The organism is Amycolatopsis sp. cg9, from assembly GCF_041346945.1.
In the GTDB taxonomy this organism is placed as follows: Bacteria; Actinomycetota; Actinomycetes; order Mycobacteriales; family Pseudonocardiaceae; genus Amycolatopsis.
Genome location: NZ_CP166851.1, coordinates 69,146 through 86,012, shown reverse-complemented (window position 1 = coordinate 86,012; position 16,867 = coordinate 69,146). Strand labels below are relative to the sequence as shown.

The window sequence follows — 16,867 nt, the reverse complement described above, 5'->3', positions numbered from 1 at the left end:
GGACAGCGCCAGATTCCGGGGTTCGGGGACGTCGCGCTCGCGCGCACCGTGGGGGCCGCCCGAAGCGCTGTGGCGCCGCGTGGGACCGGTCACCACGTCACCGCGTGGCGGTGGTGGTGATCTCGTAGGTGTAGGTGAGCTGGTCGACGTGGTGGCGGGTGCGAGCGCCGGCGGCGAGCAGGGCGCGCACCCGGTCCAGCTGATCCGAGCCGGTGACGACGGCTTCGGTGCGGATCCAGTCGTCGTGGTGGCCGGGGTGCTGCCACACCACGCGGTCGTCGTCGGTGAGGATGACCGTGCCGGTGTCGAACGAGCTGGTGCCGGGCGTGCCGGCAGTGCCGCGGATCGTGCCGACCCGGGCCGAGTCGGGCACCGCGGTGAACGCGTAGACGACGCGTCCGGCCCGCCCGAGCTCCCGGAACAACGCGTGCAGCTGCGCGGCGTCGGCGCGCAGCGCGGCGGCCTCGGCGTCGGCTCGGAGTTCGGCGTTGGTCGGCTCGACGATCGCCAGCGTGTACTGGAAGTTCCAGTGCGCCTCGTCGGGCGCGTCGGGGTGCCAGTCGATGTCGGTGGCGTCGTCGTCGTTGGTGAACCACACCTTTCGCGCGACCACCAGTCCACGGCGGCCGCCGCGCAGCCGGTGCACCGTCCCGACCGGCCACGCCGTGCTCTCCGCAGTCGCGCGATTCATCCACCGGGTGCTGATCGTGTGTAACGTCTCGGTGTCCCCGATGGGCGCCCGGCCGCTGTCGGCCACGATCTCGGCCCGCCGCCGCTCGGCCTCCTCGACCGCGGCCGCCTTCGCCTCGGCCTCCTGCGTCGCGCGCGCTTCGGCGTTGTCGGCCGCGCGCCGCTGCTGGGCGGCCTTCTGCTCGGCGACCCAGGCGTCGACGATCCGCTGGAGTTCGGCCCGGCTGTCCTCGCTGGGCATGGCGTAGCGGTGGCCGGCGCTGTCCCACACCGCACCCAGCTCGCCGGCGCGCCCGTGCAGGGCGACGACGCCGCGCGGGACGGTCACCCACCGACCGGCCTCCAGCACCTGCCGGGCGGCCTCCTGCTCGGCCCGCGCTCGCTGCTCGTCGGCCAGGACCAGGGGTAGCACCTGCTCGCGTTTGCCGGTGCCGACCCAGCGAGCTCGCACGTCCCAGTCCCACTTCGCTCCCAGCTCGATCAGCTTCCTGTCGAGCTGGGAGTTCTTGGGACAGCGCACGTAGATCCGGCGCCCCACGACCCAGGCGCGGTCCGCGGAGACGTCCTCGTGAAGGGGCTTGTGCAAGAGGGAGTTGTCCTTTCGCGGGCGCAGGGCAGCCGCGGCATCGATCGCCGCCGGCACAGCCCCGCTCGCGCGGGGACAACACGTCCAGAGTGGACGTCGGACAGTTCGTCGATGGGGCCAGCCCCGTGTACGTACGCGGGGAGGACGAACGCGTGCAGCTTACTCGGGCTGCCGGCCGGGTTCGACCGGGTTGAGCAGGTCGCGGACGGTGATGATGCCGCCGTGCAGCAGCGTTTCGACCGGGTAGGCATCGAGGTCGTCGTCCTGGTCGCCGGCGAGAATGTCGAACCAGTCCGACAGCTCCAACGAGGCGAGCACGTGCCAGGGCCGCCGCTGTCCCGGCCGCTCGGCCTGCTGGGTGAGCAGGGCGACGGCGTAGGCGACGACGGCGGGCCAGAACCGCTCGACGACCTCGCCGGGCACCCGGTCCTCGTCGAGGTCGTCGACGTCGTCCCCTTCGGCCAGTTCGTGTGCGAGGTAGGCGTGGAAGCGGTCGCGCGCGTCCGGGTGCGCATGGTCGACCGCGGCGATCACGCGCGCCAGCGAGGCGCCGCAGCCGAGCCCGGTCAGGGCTGCCGGTCGCTGGGCGGCCGGTGGCAACCAGACCCAGGTCTGCTCCGCGCTGCTCCACCATTCCCTTGGCACATAGGAGGTTCCGGCGCTGCGCCAGTCCTCGTGCAGCCAGTCCGGCAACCGCGGGCCGCCCAGGCAGCACAGCAGCGCCTGCACCCCGGCCCATCCCGCCGGCGCGGTCAGCGTCCCCGAGGCGGCCTGGTCGAGGTCGAACGCCAGCTGGCCGGGCTCGGGGTCGAGCAGGTCGCCGTCGAACGCGCAGCACGGGCACACCGCGACCCGTGGCCGCGCCGGGCGGGCCAGCCCGCCCGCGGCGTAGCGGTCGCCGCAGACCCCGCAGCCGGTGTCGAGCTTCAAGTCGGCGAGGTCGCGGCGGCGGGCCTGGCCGACGACCCGGTCGAGTTCCGCGACGATCTCCGCGGGCGTCGCGGTGGCGGGGAGCTCGTGGGCGTCGACACCGGTGACCCGGCCCAGGGCCTCGGAATATTCCACGCTCAGCGGTGCCCACGCCGTCACCGTGAGCGGGGCGGCCAGGTCGAAGACGGCCGGGTCGTCGGGGTGCTCGTCACCGGTGGCGGTCAGCGGCGGCTCGGCGGCGCGTCCTACGTGGACGGTGGCCGGCCCGGCGTAGAGGGGCAGGGCGTGGAACTGGGGGTGGTGCTCGATGACCACGGGCCAGCCGGCTGTCTCCAGCGCCGCGGCGAGCGCGTCGCGCAGCTGCGTGGCCGTCCGGTTCCGGCCCGAGATGGCGCCCTCGAGGGTGGTCGCGGCGTCGAGGTAGCGGCGGCCGGTCGCCGCGGCGTGCGCACGCACGTCCTTCTTGCGGTAGTGATCACGGGTCATGCCGGAACTCCTTGCGCGGCACGGCTTCCCACGCTCCGCACCTGCTGTTCACGGGGCACGACGGAGTATCACGCTCAGCGCGATCACCAGACCTTGCCCGCCAGGTGAGACTCCGGGGTGACGGCGTGGGCGTCGGTCCGGAAGGCGGTGCGGGCCAGCGCCTCGGCCCGGTGCCCACCCTAGCGTGGCCGCCGCGTCGGCGTGCTCGCCTCGCGGTCAGGCGTCGCGGCGCAGCAGCAGCCGAGCGAGCTGGCCCTTGCCGACCAATGCGCGCAGGTGGGCGCCGAACCCGTTGACCGCGGCCAGCTGCCGTCCGGCTGGGGCCGAGCGCTCCTCCCGCTCGCGGTCCTCACGGCGGCGCGCCGGCTTCGCACCCTTGACCGCGGCCCGGTGCACGACGGCGATCTCGCGGTCGACACCGGCGAGCCCGGTCCGCGGGCAGTTCAGCCCCACCAGGCGGTCGTTCTCGTCGAGCGTGGCCGGGACGGCGTCGAGCACCGTGCGCGGGTCGCGTCCCTCGGCGGCCGCGGTGACCACCGCGGCCGCCACGGCCACGTAGCGGGCGATCGCGTCCCGGTACAGGCCGAGCAGCTGCTCTCGATGCTCGCCGGCCAGCTGCCGCTGGCGCTCGGCGCGCCGGTGTCGCTCGCGCCGCAGCTTCACCGCGGCCGCGAACTCCGGCACCGCACCCTTGTCTGGCACCGGCGGCAGCTCCCCCAGCGTTTCCAGCTCGCGCAGCTGCGTGGCCAGCGTGCGCAGGTCCGTTCCGATCGCCGCGACCGCCTCGGCCAGCTGCCCGAGCCGGGCGTCGACCTCGCGCGGCCACACCGGCTCGGCCTGCGGGTCCGGGTGCGGTGCGGCGACGCCGGGGTAGAGCCGGGCGTACTCCCGCCAGCCGTCGGCGTAGTGCGCCACGCCGGCGTCGGTCAGCGTGATGCTGGTCTTTCCGCTGCCGCCGGGGTCGCGGCCGAACTGCACCAGCGCCGGGTCGCGCTCGGCCAGCGCCTGCCACGCGCCGCTGGGCGCGTACCGCAGCACGCCCCGCCGTCCGGCGCGGCGGACGTCGACGAGCATCGACCACATCGTCTCGCTGAGCATCCCGGGCGGCCGACGACGGGCGGGCTCGGTGTCGTCGGCGCCGCCGGCACGGGTGACCGCGCGGCCAAGCCTGGTCAGTTGGATCAGCATCCGGCAGCCGATCATCAGCGGCTCCCGCTTGACCAGGATCAGCCCGCGCTCGATCAGGACGGTCATGGTCGACCCGGCGCCCTGGTCCCACACCTTGCGCTGGTTGAGCTCGAACTGGAGATCGCCGGACGGTCCGCTGCCCAGCGGGTCGTCGACGATGCCGTAGTCCAGCCAGCGCCACTGCGACGCCGGCCGGGACCGCTCGCCGCGGGCGAACGCGCCGCGCGCGGTGCCTTCGGCGTCCTGGTCGGCGCGGTAGATCACGATCAGCCAGGTCTGCTGCCGCTCGTTGAGGCCCTGCCACAGCTCGGCGGCCTTCTGAACAGCGGAAACTTTCGGCATCGGGTCCTCGTCGTGGGGGCGCGGCCGCGGTCAGGCGGCAGGCTGGACGGTACGGGCGAACTCCAGGCAGCGTTCGCAGGTGGCTGGCTCGTCGACGGGCTCGCCGAGCACCAGCGGGCTGGAGCGGCGCGGCGTCTCGCACAGCGCGCGCCCGGCCGGGTGCCGCCGGCGCGGCGAGCGAACGTCGACGCGGGGCACGACGTGCCCCAGCGGACCGGACTTGCCGGCGTGGCGGGTGTTGAAGCGGACCTCGACCGCCACGGCGCAGCCGGCGCGCACTGTCTCCCACCGCTGCCGACGCTGCCGCTGCGCGGCTTCCCGCCGCTCGGTCTGGGCGCGTTCGTGCTGTTCAGCCTCGGTTTGCCAGCGCCGCAGCCGCTCAGGCAGCGGCGGGTCGAGCTCGCGGCGGTGCGCCAGGATCAGCAACCGGGCGTCGGTCGTGCTGACCGCCCGGAGGCTGCCGGGAAACGGGCGGCCCAGCACCGCCGAAGCCCAATCGGTGGTGTGCGCCCGGAGCACCGCGGTGCCCTCGTCGACCTCCTGCGGGGACACGAACGGCCCGAACACCGCGGTGGTCTGCGCGCGCAGCGCGTCGTATTCCGGGTAGGCCGGTTCCGGGTGGCGGGCGATCTGTTCGAGCTCGGCGAGGGACGGCATGGCCGGTGGCCTCCGATCAAGGCTGGGGTGGAAACGAGAAGGCGGCGGTGGCACCGGTGGGGGCGGTGCCACCGCCGCGTGGGCTGGTGGGGCGGAGCGAGCCGGGCGACGGGTCACGAATCCCGGGCTCGACTGCGGGTCAGGGCCGGTGCGCGGCGGCGTAGTAGGCGCCGATGACCTCGGCGGCCTTGCCGCGGCAGTCGTTGGCGACCTCGCGCATGTCCCAGGCCAAACCGGAGACCTGCGCCAGCCGCTTGCCGGCGGCGTTGAGCGCGTCCGGGTCCAGCGGCATCGAGCCGCTGATCGCCCACGCGGCGATCGCGGTGGCCTGGGCGGCGTCGATGTCGGGCAGGATCTCGCGGACCTTGGCCAGCGTCGCCAGGCGCTGGTCGGTGGACACGGTTTCCGGGGTGGTGGCGGTCATCGGCGTGAGCCCTTTCGCGGTTCGATGTTGTTGGGCTGTCAGGACTTGTCGGGGGTGGAAGTGGGCGGGACGGGGCACGGCTGGCCGGGCTGCGCGTTGTGGGAGACGTCTTCGGTGACCTCCAGCTGGACCATGTGCGGCGCGTCCGGGTCGCGGTAGTGCGGCGCGCCGCTGTCCGGGCTGTGGATCTCGTCCCAGACTTCCGTCGCCGGTTCGCACACGACGTACCAGTGCACCGGCGGCAGACCCGGGCCGATCTTGTTGCAGCACATTCCGGTGCTGGACACCAGCCACGGACCGCGGGCGGGGTCGAGGTCGGCCGGGGATCCGCTTGCAGTCCACGGCGCGGCGGAGGGCGAGGACTCCGGCATGGTCGCGGTCCCGCCGCAGCCGGCCAGGAGCAGGGCGGCCGACGCGGCGAGCAGTAGCCGGGTGACGGGCATCGTGTCGAGCCTTTCGCAGCTGGAACCGGGTGCGAGCTGGCGGCCGCCACGGACGGGGAAGGCCGCGGCGGCCGGGAGAGAGCTACGCGCGGCAGGCGGCCGGGGAGGCGACCCAGTAGAAGCTGCTGGTCTCGTGCCCCGGCAGCCAGCGCATGCTCGCGGCGAGCTGCGTGTCCGCCCACGCCTGGGCGTCGTCCGCCGACAGCTTCTCGCCGGTGTGGGCGATCAACTCGGCGTCGACGAACAGCGACCAGCCGGCCTTCTGGCTCCAGGCGCTCTGGTCGGTCTCGGCCCAGACCAGCTCGGTGCGGAACACGCGACTGTCGGGCCCCATGCCCTGCGCGACCGCCGCCGGCGTGGGAGTGGCGTCCTCGATCCGCTCGCGCAGGTAGCGCGCGCCGGCGGCGTCGATCCGCAGCCACATGCGGACCGTCTTGCCGTCCTCGGTGGTGGCGTAGGCGACCGCGACGACGTCGCCCTTCGAGCCGTTCGGGTCGACTCGCAGCTGCACCACCTCGCCGGTGAACTCGATATCCACGTCGCCGCTGTTCACCGTGCTGGTGACCTCGGGGCTCGCGGTCGGCTTCATCCCGTCTCCCATTTCTAGCCGGTAGGTTCGGTAGGTTGAAACTACCGAACCTACCGTAACTGTGCAAGAGGTTCGGCAGTCCCGGAAGGTCCGGTAGTTCCACGATGGCGGTCACCGGCACGCGAGCAACCACGGCGCGCCAGGAAGCTCGGCACGGCGCCAGGAACCGGACGACCGGACAGTCCCGGGCCAGGGCCGTTTCTGCCTGTCCTGCCCCGGCCGGGGCCCCGGCGACACCACACGCACCGCCGTCGCGCAAGGGCGCGCAAATGCGAGACGGCCCCCTGAACACGCTGTTCAGGGGGCCGCCCGAGGCGTCTGGCCGTTCCGCGCGGGTAGTGCGTCAGCCGCGGAGCTCGTCCACCTCTGCCTCGCCTACCTCTGTCTCGCCCACCTGGGCGTCCTCGGCGATCTCGCCGTCTCCACCGCCCGAGCTGATCGCCGTGGCGCGCAGCCGCGCCCGGTGCAGGCCGACCGCCTCCTGCGTCCCGAGCAGGCGCAGGTTCTCCCGCGCGGCGCGCCCCTCTTCGCGCTCCACCCAGACGGCGAGCTCGTCGTCCGTGGTCGCGGCGGTGATCTCACCGTCGGCCAGGCGCCCGTGCTCGGCATCCCAGTCGCTGAAATCGCGCAGCTCCCGGGGGTCGCCGTCCAGCAGAACCGTCCGGTACCAGGCCCGCACGCCCAGCACGTCCAGGCCGACGCCGCTGCCGTCGCTGTAGGGCTTGCCGAACACCTTCTTGATCTCGCCGTGCCAGCGCTCGTTGTGACCCAGGTACCGCGTCACGTACTCGCACTCCTTGGCCAGCCTGGCCTGCGACAGCAGCAGCAACTCCGGCCGGTAGACGTGCGGGAACCGCCGCACGATCATCTCGAAGTCCACCAGGTCGCGGTCCTCGTCCGCGGCGCCGACTCTGGGGTCGCGCTGGCACAACCGGCCGATGTTGCGGCCGGCCGTGGCAGAACCTGCCGACCAGTCCAGCTCGCCACCGGCCTCGAACAGGCCGTCCAGCAGGGCCTGAGCGTGCGGCACCATCGTCTCCAGCAACGCGTTCGCGGCCGGGACGTCGAGATAGGGCAACTCCTTGACACCGGAGTCGATCACCCAGCTCAGCAGCTCCGGAACCGGCTGGAACCACATGTGCGGCCCCCGGAAGGAGAAGAGCGTGCCGGGGTGCCATCGCTTCCACGTCTCGCGGGGAACGTCGTTGACCGCCTTCCACTGCGGCAGCCACGGCTCCAGGTGCTCGGTGCTCTCGTGGAAGCTGAGCTCCGCCGTTCCCACGTTCAGCATGACGCTCTGGTAGTGCCCTGGCCGTGATCGGCCCTCGATCGGCTCGGACGACACTACGTCCGTCACCGGCGTGACGCTCACCCGTGGCGCGCCGTAGCGCGCCACGGTGACCTCCGGGATCTGCCCGGCAGCGTTCATTATCGAATTTCTCCCTCGACCGAATGCGGGACTGCTGAAGGGTTTCGGCACGACCGCCGTCGCCTCAGCTGCGCGGCGCGGACCGGGCCCGACGCGCGTCGGCCAGGGCGGCCTTCTTCACCGGGGTGTCCGCCAGCGCCTCGACCGAGTCGAGGTCGTCGATGTGGTCGAGGGCGTCGCGCGCCTGGCTGTACGCCTGGCTGTCGTGGACCGTCTCGCCGAACTGGTTCGCCATCTTGCCGCTCCTTCGCGGTGTCTCGTCGTGTCGAACTCGTGGTTACGCAGCTGCCCAGCCAGTCCGGGCTATGCGGGTCTGGTGATCTCCGCGTTGTGCGGGGCGCGAGGCCCAGACCGCCGGCTGGGGGGAGGTGCCGTGCGGTCCGGGCCTCGCTCGCGGGGCCGCCGGCGTGGTGCGCGCCGTGCGACCGAAGGCCATGGCCGGGGCCGAGCCGCGGGGAGGCAATGGCGGCTCGGCCCCGGAGGAAGCCGGGAGCGCTCGCGCTGCGGGTGCGCGATCGGGGTTGCGCTCGACCGGCCGGGAGTCTGCTGGCGGGGCCGGGCAGGCGGGGAAGCCCTGCCCGGCCCCGCGGAACCGGCAGGGCACCAGGGCTGGTGCGCGACTGCTGCCGATTCCGGCTTGTGGAACTCGGTAGGTTCGGTAGTTCCGGTAGATTCAAGCTACCGAACCTACCGACACTCGTGCAAGGGGGTCGGGCAAAGCAATTTCGGCGGCCATGCCTCGGCGGCCTCGGCGACGCTCACGCCGCCACTCCGAGGACGCTGCGGACCGCCGATGGCACCGCCCGGTACAGGCCCAGCCGTCCTGGACCGGCGATCGGGGCGCTGAACAGCAGCGACTCGGCGAACTGCCAGTGGAACGCGCCCGGTTCGCCCCACGGCCGGCAGCAACCGGCATCGAGGTGGACGTCCACCAGCTCGGCGACGCCGAGATAGCCCTCCGGCTCGTCGCGGGCGACCTCGATGCCCAGCGCCGCGGCGACTTCCCGGCCACGGGGTTCCCAGCGCTGCCCGGCGTGCAGGACAACCCGGCCCCGCCAGCGGGTCGACCACGAGCGGTTCTCGATGTTCTTGCCTCTGAACAGCAGGTTCGCCCACGGGCGGCGCACGCTGAGGACCCGGAACTCCGCCGGCGCCGCGCGGTAGAGCCGCAACGGCGTGGAATTCGCCAGCCGGCTCGGGTGCCGCGGGAAGCCCTCGGCCGTGACGCCGAGGCACAGCAGGTCCAGCCCGGCGCCGGTCAGCGTCGCCGCGACCCGCTGATCCCGCTCGAGCAGCTGCCCGCCCGTTCCCCACGCCACGATCACCCGGCTGCCCGGCAGCCGTGCTGCCAGCCGCGCGACCGCAGCGAGCACCTGGTCGTTGTGCGGCCCGACCGGCTCGGCGTGCTCAGCCAGCCGCTTCGGGTCGGTCGAGCGCAACGCGAACAGGTTCACCACGCCAAGCGACCCGCAGCCCTCACGCCGCGCGAACGCCACGCACCGGCGGATGGTCTGGTCGTCGTCGGTCGCGGTGGCGGTCGAGGGGTTCAGCATCACCAGCAGCGCGATCGGGCCCGGCCCCCAGTGCCTGAACAGCGCATATCGGTAGATCCCGTCCGGGTCGAACACCGCGGACGCGGATCCGAGAAGGTCCGGATGCTCGTCGACGACCAAGCCCTCGCCGACCTCGTCCAGCACCCGCTCGAGCAGCGTCATCGCCCGCCGCCCAGGTGCTGAACCGGCGTCGAGGTGCCCGCGGGTGTCTCATGCACCAGCTGGTCGGCGAACGCGACGACATCCCAGCCCTCGCTGGGCAGCGACGGCAGCACGGCGGCGAGGTCGGCGTAGCTGCCCACGACGAACTCCTCTGGCACCCGGCGCGGGAACCCGCAGGGGCACAACGTCGCGTCGCGTCGCCCGTTGCGCTCGAGGCACACCTCCAACGGCGGAAGCAGGACGAAGGCTGCGGTCGTCGCGCCGTGCTCAGCGGCGAGGACCTGCAAGGCCATCCGGCTGGCGCGGTCGGTGCTGGTCGCATCCCAGAGCACCTGACGGCCACTCGCCAGCACGGCACCGGCCTGCGTGTACGCCATGTGCAGGGCGGCTGCGGTGACCGCCTGATCGGACTCGCACCGGAACGGGGACAGCAGAGCCCGGTTCTCGTCCAGGTTCACCGCCGGCACCACCGGCAGCCAGCGACGACGCCACGTCGTCTTGCCACTGCCTGGCGCTCCCAGCAACGCGACCAGCAGCGGCCCGTCCCCGAAGACCTCAAGCAATCCCGGCTTCCCCGGAAACCGTGACGGATCAGCGACGACCGGCGAACTAGTTGCTCCAGAGGCAAGGACCATCGTCACGTCCCCACCTCGCCTTCCTCATCCCGGGTGGGCGGCGCCAGCGCCACAAGCGCCCTGTTCAGGGCGGTCAGGGCCTGCTCGTGCTGTTCAGCGACCCGTCGGACGTGACGCACCACCTCCTCGGTCGCCCCGCCGGTTCGGAGCTGGTCGACGGCGAAGACCGCGCGCAGCGCCTCACTGAGCCACGGCGAGGGTTTCTCGAGCGCGTGCCGCAGCCTCCAATCCGGCAACCCGGTAACGGCAGACAGTGCTGACCCGGCCGCGGCAGCGTCTCCTGAAACCGCGGTCGCGCTCTCGCGAATGCGTTCGAGCTGTTCACGAGCCTGTTCAGCGAGCTGGAGCCGTACCTGCTCAGCCGTCGCGGCGCACTCACCCGCCCGCATGCGGTCGAGCTTCTTGACGATCTCCCACAGCTCCAGCCACCCCAGCTCAGGAGTGCGGGTGTCTGCGCGGGTCACGATCTTCATCCGCGCCGCCGACCGCGGGGACGGCACCATCAGGCCCCACCCGGCGGGCAGTTCCTCCGGCCGCACCACGTCGGTGGACGGCGCGGCGATCCACCATCGGTGGGTGGCCGCGAACCACGGGTCGGCCTTCTCCGGCGCGTCGAGCTCCGCCAGCCAGTCGCTGCGGGACACCTTGATCTCGAACCCGTCCAGCCCCTGCCGAGAGCGAGTGAGGTTGACGACCAAGGCGTCGATCCTGCGGCCGGCCGGGGACGGCACCTCGGTCAGCAGCACCGCACCGGGAAGGAGCTGTTCAGCGGTGATCGGCAGCCCAGCCGCCGGCTTCGGCGGCGGAAGGTAGTGCGCCCGCAGGCGGGCGACGAGCGCCGCCGCCGTCATGGCTCCCGTGGTTGTCACCTGAGCACCCCCAGCTTCCACGCCGCCTCGCGGCTAGGGCGCGTGGACGACGCCGAGGGTCGATCGCCGAGTGCCGGGGGCAGGCTTGGCGATGTCACTGCTCGTGGTGCATCGTTCATAGTGCGCGTTGTCCCTTCGGATCGGTTGGGTCGCGTGGTGATGCCCTGGTGGGCAAAAGGGGGCTGCATCCCCGTTCACCAGGGCATCCGGCTCTCCGGGCCGGCGCCACGGTCGAGGGCCAGGTTCAGAGGCGGCTCGCTGTTCGCGGCTGTGGATGATGTCGGTCCGTGATGAGACAATGACGCGGACGACACGAAGAAAGGCGAGGTCAGGCGATGGGCAGCCAGCATGAGCAGATGCCGCCATGGCTGGTGGCCAGCCTGGACCAGCTCGACGCGGGCGCCCGCGACTTCAACGTCCGGTCCCGGACCGGGTTCGAGAAGATGGTCCGCGGGCGTGCGCATGACGAGCGTGAAGTTGCTGAAGCGATGGCTTGGTACGACACCACGCAGGGCCACCTGGACGCCGCGCTAGCAACCGCTCTCGGCGGACCTGGCACCGGCACGGCCGCGCCGGCAACGAGCGCACCGCCCCAGCCGGAGCCGTATGCGCACGACACGTTCGATGAGGACGACGCGTTCGATGAGGACGACGCGTTCGATGAGGACGAGTACCGCGTGCCCGAACCGCGCGTGCGGATACCGGAGCTGAACTTCGAGCTTCCCGACGCTCCCGACCGCTCCACCCGCCTCCTGCAAGCCCCTGGTGTGTACATCAAGGGCCTCTGGATCGGCGCGATGTTGGGGGGCGGAACTTGGTTCGTGCTTACCGGCCTTCTGCGCTGGTGGCTCGACACGGCATGGTGGGGCTGGTGGCCAGGTGTGCTTACCGTGCCCATCGCGCTCGTGGTGTTCGTTTGGTGGTTTGCAACCGTTCGCCGCGACGTGAAGACGTGGGTACGGAAGGGTGGACTGAAGCCACTGCGAGAGCGGTTCAAGGGGTAACCCCGGCGCCGGCGGTCATGCGTCAGTCCTGGTGTCGGTCCCGGAGTCGACGTTCGAGTAGTAGGCACTCAGAGCGGCAAGAACGACGGTCAGCTCGTCTGGGTGGACGAGCACGTCCCGGGCCTGGGACCCGTTCTGCGCCCCGACCACTCCGCGGTCTTCCAGCAGCTCCATCACCCGGCCCGCCCTGGCGAAACCGACGCGCAACTTCCGTTGCAGCATCGAGGTGGAGCCGAACTGCGATGTGACGACGAGTTCGGCGGCCTGAAGCAGCTCGTCGAGGTCACCGATATCCGGAGCAGGCACCTTCGCTCCACCGGTCTTGCCTGCGACGCTGTCGATAGCTTCGGTTTGCGCCTGGCTCTTGGCGAAGTTGACGACCGCGGCGATCTCCTCGTCGCCGACGAACGCGCCCTGAATGCGGACCGGCTTGCCGGCGCCCATCGGCAGGTACAGCGCGTCGCCCATGCCGATCAGCTTCTCCGCGCCGGGCTGGTCCAGGATGACCCGCGAGTCCGTCAGCGACGACGTCGCGAACGCGAGCCGCGACGGCACGTTGGACTTGATCAGGCCGGTGACGACGTCGACCGACGGCCGCTGCGTCGCGAGGACCAGGTGGATCCCCGCCGCACGGGCCTTCTGGGTGATCCGGACGATCGCGTCCTCGACGTCACGCGGGGCGGTCATCATCAGGTCGGCGAGCTCGTCGACGATCGCCATGATGTACGGGTACGGCCGGTACTCGCGCTCGGACCCCGGCGGCGCGGTGATCTCCCCCGACTTGACCTTGCGGTTGAAGTCGTCGATGTGCCGGACCCGGTTGGCCTGCATGTCCTGGTAGCGCTGCTCCATCTCCTCCACCAGCCAGGCCAGCGCGGCGGCGGCCTTCTTCGGCTGGGTGATGATGGGCGTGATCAGGTGCGGGATGCCCTCGTACGGCGTCAGCTCGACCATCTTCGGGTCGATCAAGATCATCCGCACCTCTTCGGGCGTCGACCGGGCGAGCAGCGACACCAGCATCGAGTTGACGAAGCTCGACTTACCGGAACCGGTGGAACCGGCGACCAGCAGGTGGGGCATCTTCGTCAGGTTCGCGGTGACGAAGTGGCCCTCGATGTCCTTGCCGAGCCCGATCACCATCGGGTGGTTGTCCTTCAGGGCAGTGCTCGACAGCAGGGTGTCGCCGAGGTGGACGGTCTGCCGGTTGACGTTCGGGACCTCGACGCCGACCGCGGACTTGCCGGGGATGGGCGCCAGCAGCCGGACGTTGTCCGTTGCCACGGCGTACGCGATGTTCTTGGTTAGCGCGGTGATCTTTTCGACCTTCACCCCCGGACCCAGCTCGACCTCGTGGCGAGTGACCGTCGGGCCGCAGGTGAAGCCGGTGACCTTGGCGTTCACCTTGAACTCCTCGAACACGGCAGTGATCGCCTTGGCCTGCCTGCTGACACCCTCGCGGTCGATCTCGGAGTGGTCGCCGCGCGCGAGCAGGTCAGCTGGCGGGAGTTGGTAGCTGCTCGAAGAAACACGGCAGACCGCGGGCTGAGCTGACTGGAGAGCGTCCAAGTCGACAGGAGCGACCTCGGCCGACGTCGGCTCTTCGAAGATGTCCGATGTGGAATCCGGCACCGTGCCCGAGGTGCCGGAGGTGGCGACGCGTGGCCGGTTTCGGCGCGGAATCGAGGCAGGCTGATCACTTACACCGGCCTGGGCGACGTCGGTGGCGTCGGGCGTGCCGATGAACGTCTCCTTGAGGACGGCTCGGACAGTCGCCAGCGATACGTTGCCGACCAAGATGGCGCCGAAGACGCAACCCGCAAGGAGGAGAGGTGTGGCGAGCCACACCGTGACCGACTCCGCGAGAAGGCCGCCCGCCAGGGAACCGACTGCACCACCAGCAGAGGCAAAAACCTCGAACAGGCCGGGGATCGTGGCCACCAGCAGCACGGCACCCGAGATGAGGCGAGGGCGGCGCTCAACCCGCGCGGTGGTGAGCATGAGCGTGACCGCCGTCGCCATCAGCACAACAGGAACAGCGAGGCCAGGCAGGCCGAGCAGAGCGTGGATGCCGTCGCCAACCCGTCGCCCGGTCGAACCGCCAGCCTGGAACCAGGCCGTGCTTGCTACCACGACAGCAGCCACGATGAGGCCGAGTGCTGTGCAGTCACGCTGGTGTGGAACGTCGAGTTCACGGGTGCTACCGACTGCTCGGGTGAGCTTGCCCGTGCCTCGAGCAGCCGACTTCCACGCGGTCGCTACCGAGGCGGTGAAGTTCCCGCTCTTCGACCGGCCGCTCCCCCTGCGCCGCGCGGGTTTCCGCGCCGACGTCCGGGTCCTGGAGGGCTGGCGTTTCCGGCTGGTCACTTGTCGCCGCCCTTCGGGGCGTGGTGGGTGAGGTACCAGCGAGCTCCGCGGCCGGAGCCGGCCAGCACAGCCTTGTTCCGGTTGGCGAGGTCCCGCAGGCGGGCCCTGACGGTCTCCGAGGACGGCGTCTTGCCGGCTTTCCCCAGCGCCGCGACGATCTCGCCGACCGGTGCGCCCTTGGGGCCCTGCCTGCCCATGATCTCCAGGGCGGCCAGGATGATCGGGTCATCGTCTGGAAACGCCTGCGGCGCCTCGTCGCGGCCAGCGGCCTCCGCCACCGTGACAGTCGGCTCTATTGTGGCGATCGCGGACGTCAGTTCGTCCAGTTCGGCGGTCGCTCCGGCAAGCTGCTTGTCCAGTTGCGCCCTCATCATCTCGCCGCGCTGCTCCCGCGCGGCGTCTGACTCACCGGTTGGGATACCCATGTCCAGCATGACGCCGGCGGTGTCGAGTTCTGCGATGTCCATCTGGGAGTCGTCCTCGTCGGTCATGACGGCTTCGCCGTCGTCGGTGATAGCGGTGATGCCGGGGACCGACAGGCGGCCGTCCAGCATCGCGTCAAGCCAGGAGATGTTGGTGCGGAGCTGGCTGATCACGGCGTCCTGGTCGTCCTCGGACACCGGAGGCTCCACGGTGACGCGCGGCGTCACGACTTCTTCAGGCGTGAGCAGCGGGTTGTCGGGGAGGAAGACCTTCCGGTTGGCGTACGCCTCACCCGCGGCTTGCGCGGACACCGCATCGAGCTTCGGCCGGAACGGGGCGTAAAGGGCGGCGATCGCGGGGATGTCGCCCAGCGCCTCGAACGAGCCCTCGTCTGCCTCGTCGTCGCCTTCGCGGACGAGCCAGCCGCGGCGGTGGGTCATCTCGCCGGTCTCCGCGTCCTGGTCGATGCCTTCGCCGGGCAGCATCGCGGTCACGTCGTTTTGCACCAGCTCGGCGTTGTTCAGCACGTAGCCGGCCTCGGTCTCGTGGAGCACCTTCAACAGCGTGCGGCTGTCGCACTGGGTGATCACCGAGTGGAACCCGTTGCCGTAGTCCGTCTGCACGCCACGTTGACCCCACAGCTCGAGGCGCACGCCTTGCGCACGGGCCTGCCGCGCGATGTTGGCGAGGAACTTGTTCATCCGCTCGCTGCCCAGCGCCTCCCACAACGCGGGCAGCTCGTCGATGATGAGCACGATGGTGGGCGCGGTCTTGGGAGAGACCACCGCGCCAGTGCGGTAGGCCGGATGGCGACCGCGAGCGTTGATGATGTTGACGATCGCCTTCAACATCGCGTTGGCGTCAGGGATCTCGGTGGCCAGCCAGTCGATGCAGCTACCCCAGGGCGCGAAGTGCTTGCCTCGTTTCGCGCTGACGTCGATGGCCCAGACGATCGCGTCGCGGCACGGCATCAGCGACGCGATTTCCGAGTTGATGTCGGAGGTCTTGCCGGAGCCGCTTTTGCCGACGCCGAACTTGTGGAACGGGCCGTAGCCTTTCTTGAAGATCGTCTCGGTCGCGTAGGACTGGTCGGCCTTGAAGCCCTTGAGAATCGGGTCACGGACGGTCGCCATGCCGGGCATGAGGCGGCGCAGGTGCCGCGGGATGACGATCGGCTCGGTGGCGCCGCCGGACTGGTGGTGCTCGATCGCGCAGTGGACCAGCTCGGTGAGCTCCGGCAGGTGCTGCACGATCGGGTGCAACAGGCTCGTCTCCATCGACCACTGCTTCCGCCAGATGACGTCGACGTAGACGTGGTTGACGTCTTCCTCGATGGCGTGGGCGGTTACCGCGCCCTTGCGGGTGCGGCCAGGCAGGTGCTTGGCGATCATGGCCGGCGCGGACACCACGAACGCGTCAGCGGTGGTGGAGGCTTCGGAGATGTCGATGTGGTAGCGAAAACCGATCTGGGTGTCCTTCGCGTCGGTGATCGGTTCCCGGTAGAACATCCGTGCGCCAGGCCACCCGGCGCGGGCGAGGATGCCGTCGCGGTCGTCGCCCTCGTCGGAGACTGCGTTCCACTCGTTCGACGTCGCGCGCTCCGAGACACCCTGCTTTGGGACGCCGCGACGTTCATGCCAGGTCAAGTGCGAGGTGATGAGGCCGACCAGGCCGGCGACATCGACCATCGGCGTGAAGCCGACCAGGCCGGCCAGCGCGGACCATGCTGCTGCCGAGAGCCCGTGAACGGCGATGTGCTTGCGCTCGTTCTCGGACAGCCTGCCAAGCCAGGCGTTGACCGCGGTCACGGCAGCAGCCGAGAGACCGAACGCTGCGCCGATGGTCGGAGAAATCCCGTGCAGCAGCACGCTGGTCGTCAGCGCCGAACCGTTGATCATCAAGGGGCGCAGCTGGTGAGAGTTTCGCGACGCGAGGGCACGCGACTGAGCCTTGAGCTTGTCGTGGCGGGCCTTCTTCTTGGCCGCCTTGGCCTTGGCCTTGGCGTCGGCCTTTGCCTGTGCTTTCGGGCTCTTGACCTTCGTCGCGTTCGCCATCGGAGTCGTTCTCGCTCTCTGATCAAACCGATCGTTCGT

15 protein-coding genes are annotated in these 16,867 nt (G+C 70.9%); 1 reads left to right on the top strand and 14 read right to left on the bottom strand.

Going from position 1 to position 16,867, the window contains the following annotated elements; genetic code table 11:
- Nucleotides 1–97: 97 nt before the first annotated feature.
- The 12 genes from AB5J73_RS48115 to AB5J73_RS48060 form a co-directional block, all read right to left on the bottom strand.
- The gene (locus AB5J73_RS48115; RefSeq protein WP_370973765.1) at nucleotides 98–1,276 is read right to left on the bottom strand and encodes a hypothetical protein; all 1,179 of its coding nucleotides are present in this window, start codon (nucleotides 1,274–1,276) and stop codon (nucleotides 98–100) included.
- Nucleotides 1,277–1,435: 159 nt separating this feature from the next.
- Entirely contained in the window at nucleotides 1,436–2,692 is a 1,257-nt protein-coding gene (locus AB5J73_RS48110; RefSeq protein ID WP_370973763.1) for a hypothetical protein, read from the bottom strand.
- A 216-nt stretch (nucleotides 2,693–2,908) separates the two neighbouring features.
- Nucleotides 2,909–4,222, bottom strand: a complete 1,314-nt coding sequence (locus AB5J73_RS48105; protein WP_370973761.1) for a hypothetical protein — start codon at nucleotides 4,220–4,222, stop codon at nucleotides 2,909–2,911.
- Between the two features lie 30 nt (nucleotides 4,223–4,252).
- Nucleotides 4,253–4,879, bottom strand: a complete 627-nt coding sequence (locus AB5J73_RS48100; protein WP_370973759.1) for a hypothetical protein — start codon at nucleotides 4,877–4,879, stop codon at nucleotides 4,253–4,255.
- Between the two features lie 139 nt (nucleotides 4,880–5,018).
- Entirely contained in the window at nucleotides 5,019–5,303 is a 285-nt protein-coding gene (locus AB5J73_RS48095) for a hypothetical protein (RefSeq protein WP_370973758.1), read from the bottom strand.
- Nucleotides 5,304–5,341: 38 nt separating this feature from the next.
- Nucleotides 5,342–5,746 (bottom strand): hypothetical protein, encoded by a 405-nt coding sequence (locus AB5J73_RS48090; RefSeq protein WP_370973756.1) that lies wholly within the window; start codon nucleotides 5,744–5,746, stop codon nucleotides 5,342–5,344.
- A gap of 82 nt (nucleotides 5,747–5,828) precedes the next feature.
- Nucleotides 5,829–6,335, bottom strand: a complete 507-nt coding sequence (locus tag AB5J73_RS48085; RefSeq protein WP_370973754.1) for a hypothetical protein — start codon at nucleotides 6,333–6,335, stop codon at nucleotides 5,829–5,831.
- A 343-nt stretch (nucleotides 6,336–6,678) separates the two neighbouring features.
- A complete protein-coding gene (locus tag AB5J73_RS48080) occupies nucleotides 6,679–7,764 on the bottom strand; it encodes a hypothetical protein (RefSeq protein WP_370973752.1) in 1,086 nt (361 codons plus the stop codon).
- 64 nt (nucleotides 7,765–7,828) lie between these two features.
- A complete protein-coding gene (locus AB5J73_RS48075) occupies nucleotides 7,829–7,999 on the bottom strand; it encodes a hypothetical protein (RefSeq protein WP_370973750.1) in 171 nt (56 codons plus the stop codon).
- 523 nt (nucleotides 8,000–8,522) lie between these two features.
- On the bottom strand, nucleotides 8,523–9,479 hold the full coding sequence (locus tag AB5J73_RS48070; protein ID WP_370973748.1) for a DUF1643 domain-containing protein: 957 nt from the start codon (nucleotides 9,477–9,479) through the stop codon (nucleotides 8,523–8,525).
- Nucleotides 9,476–10,114 (bottom strand): AAA family ATPase, encoded by a 639-nt coding sequence (locus tag AB5J73_RS48065; RefSeq protein WP_370973978.1) that lies wholly within the window; start codon nucleotides 10,112–10,114, stop codon nucleotides 9,476–9,478. The genes AB5J73_RS48070 and AB5J73_RS48065 overlap by 4 nt, the downstream gene beginning before the upstream one ends.
- 2 nt (nucleotides 10,115–10,116) lie before the next feature.
- Nucleotides 10,117–10,983, bottom strand: a complete 867-nt coding sequence (locus AB5J73_RS48060) for a hypothetical protein (RefSeq protein WP_370973746.1) — start codon at nucleotides 10,981–10,983, stop codon at nucleotides 10,117–10,119.
- Between the two features lie 335 nt (nucleotides 10,984–11,318).
- Between AB5J73_RS48060 and AB5J73_RS48055 the strand changes: the two genes are divergently transcribed.
- The gene (locus AB5J73_RS48055; RefSeq protein WP_370973744.1) at nucleotides 11,319–11,987 is read left to right on the top strand and encodes a hypothetical protein; all 669 of its coding nucleotides are present in this window, start codon (nucleotides 11,319–11,321) and stop codon (nucleotides 11,985–11,987) included.
- 15 nt (nucleotides 11,988–12,002) lie between these two features.
- Here AB5J73_RS48055 and AB5J73_RS48050 read toward each other — a convergent pair whose 3' ends face one another.
- Complete coding sequence (locus AB5J73_RS48050; RefSeq protein WP_370973977.1) at nucleotides 12,003–14,390, bottom strand: DNA translocase FtsK; 2,388 nt, start codon at nucleotides 14,388–14,390, stop codon at nucleotides 12,003–12,005.
- On the bottom strand, nucleotides 14,348–16,828 hold the full coding sequence (locus AB5J73_RS48045; protein ID WP_370973742.1) for a hypothetical protein: 2,481 nt from the start codon (nucleotides 16,826–16,828) through the stop codon (nucleotides 14,348–14,350). Before AB5J73_RS48045 ends, AB5J73_RS48050 begins: the two co-directional genes overlap by 43 nt.
- Nucleotides 16,829–16,867 lie beyond the last annotated feature (39 nt).

Bases quoted from the DNA above. Each gene is read 5' to 3' on its own strand.
- AB5J73_RS48075 (WP_370973750.1), bottom strand. From the start codon at position 7,999: ATGGCGAACCAGTTCGGCGAGACGGTCCACGACAGCCAGGCGTACAGC.
- AB5J73_RS48055 (WP_370973744.1), top strand. From the start codon at position 11,319: ATGGGCAGCCAGCATGAGCAGATGCCGCCATGGCTGGTGGCCAGCCTG.
- AB5J73_RS48065 (WP_370973978.1), bottom strand. From the start codon at position 10,114: ATGGTCCTTGCCTCTGGAGCAACTAGTTCGCCGGTCGTCGCTGATCCG.
- AB5J73_RS48080 (WP_370973752.1), bottom strand. From the start codon at position 7,764: ATGAACGCTGCCGGGCAGATCCCGGAGGTCACCGTGGCGCGCTACGGC.
- AB5J73_RS48095 (WP_370973758.1), bottom strand. From the start codon at position 5,303: ATGACCGCCACCACCCCGGAAACCGTGTCCACCGACCAGCGCCTGGCG.
- AB5J73_RS48085 (WP_370973754.1), bottom strand. From the start codon at position 6,335: ATGAAGCCGACCGCGAGCCCCGAGGTCACCAGCACGGTGAACAGCGGC.
- AB5J73_RS48045 (WP_370973742.1), bottom strand. From the start codon at position 16,828: ATGGCGAACGCGACGAAGGTCAAGAGCCCGAAAGCACAGGCAAAGGCC.
- AB5J73_RS48100 (WP_370973759.1), bottom strand. From the start codon at position 4,879: ATGCCGTCCCTCGCCGAGCTCGAACAGATCGCCCGCCACCCGGAACCG.
- AB5J73_RS48090 (WP_370973756.1), bottom strand. From the start codon at position 5,746: ATGCCCGTCACCCGGCTACTGCTCGCCGCGTCGGCCGCCCTGCTCCTG.
- AB5J73_RS48070 (WP_370973748.1), bottom strand. From the start codon at position 9,479: ATGACGCTGCTCGAGCGGGTGCTGGACGAGGTCGGCGAGGGCTTGGTC.
- AB5J73_RS48105 (WP_370973761.1), bottom strand. From the start codon at position 4,222: ATGCCGAAAGTTTCCGCTGTTCAGAAGGCCGCCGAGCTGTGGCAGGGC.
- AB5J73_RS48110 (WP_370973763.1), bottom strand. From the start codon at position 2,692: ATGACCCGTGATCACTACCGCAAGAAGGACGTGCGTGCGCACGCCGCG.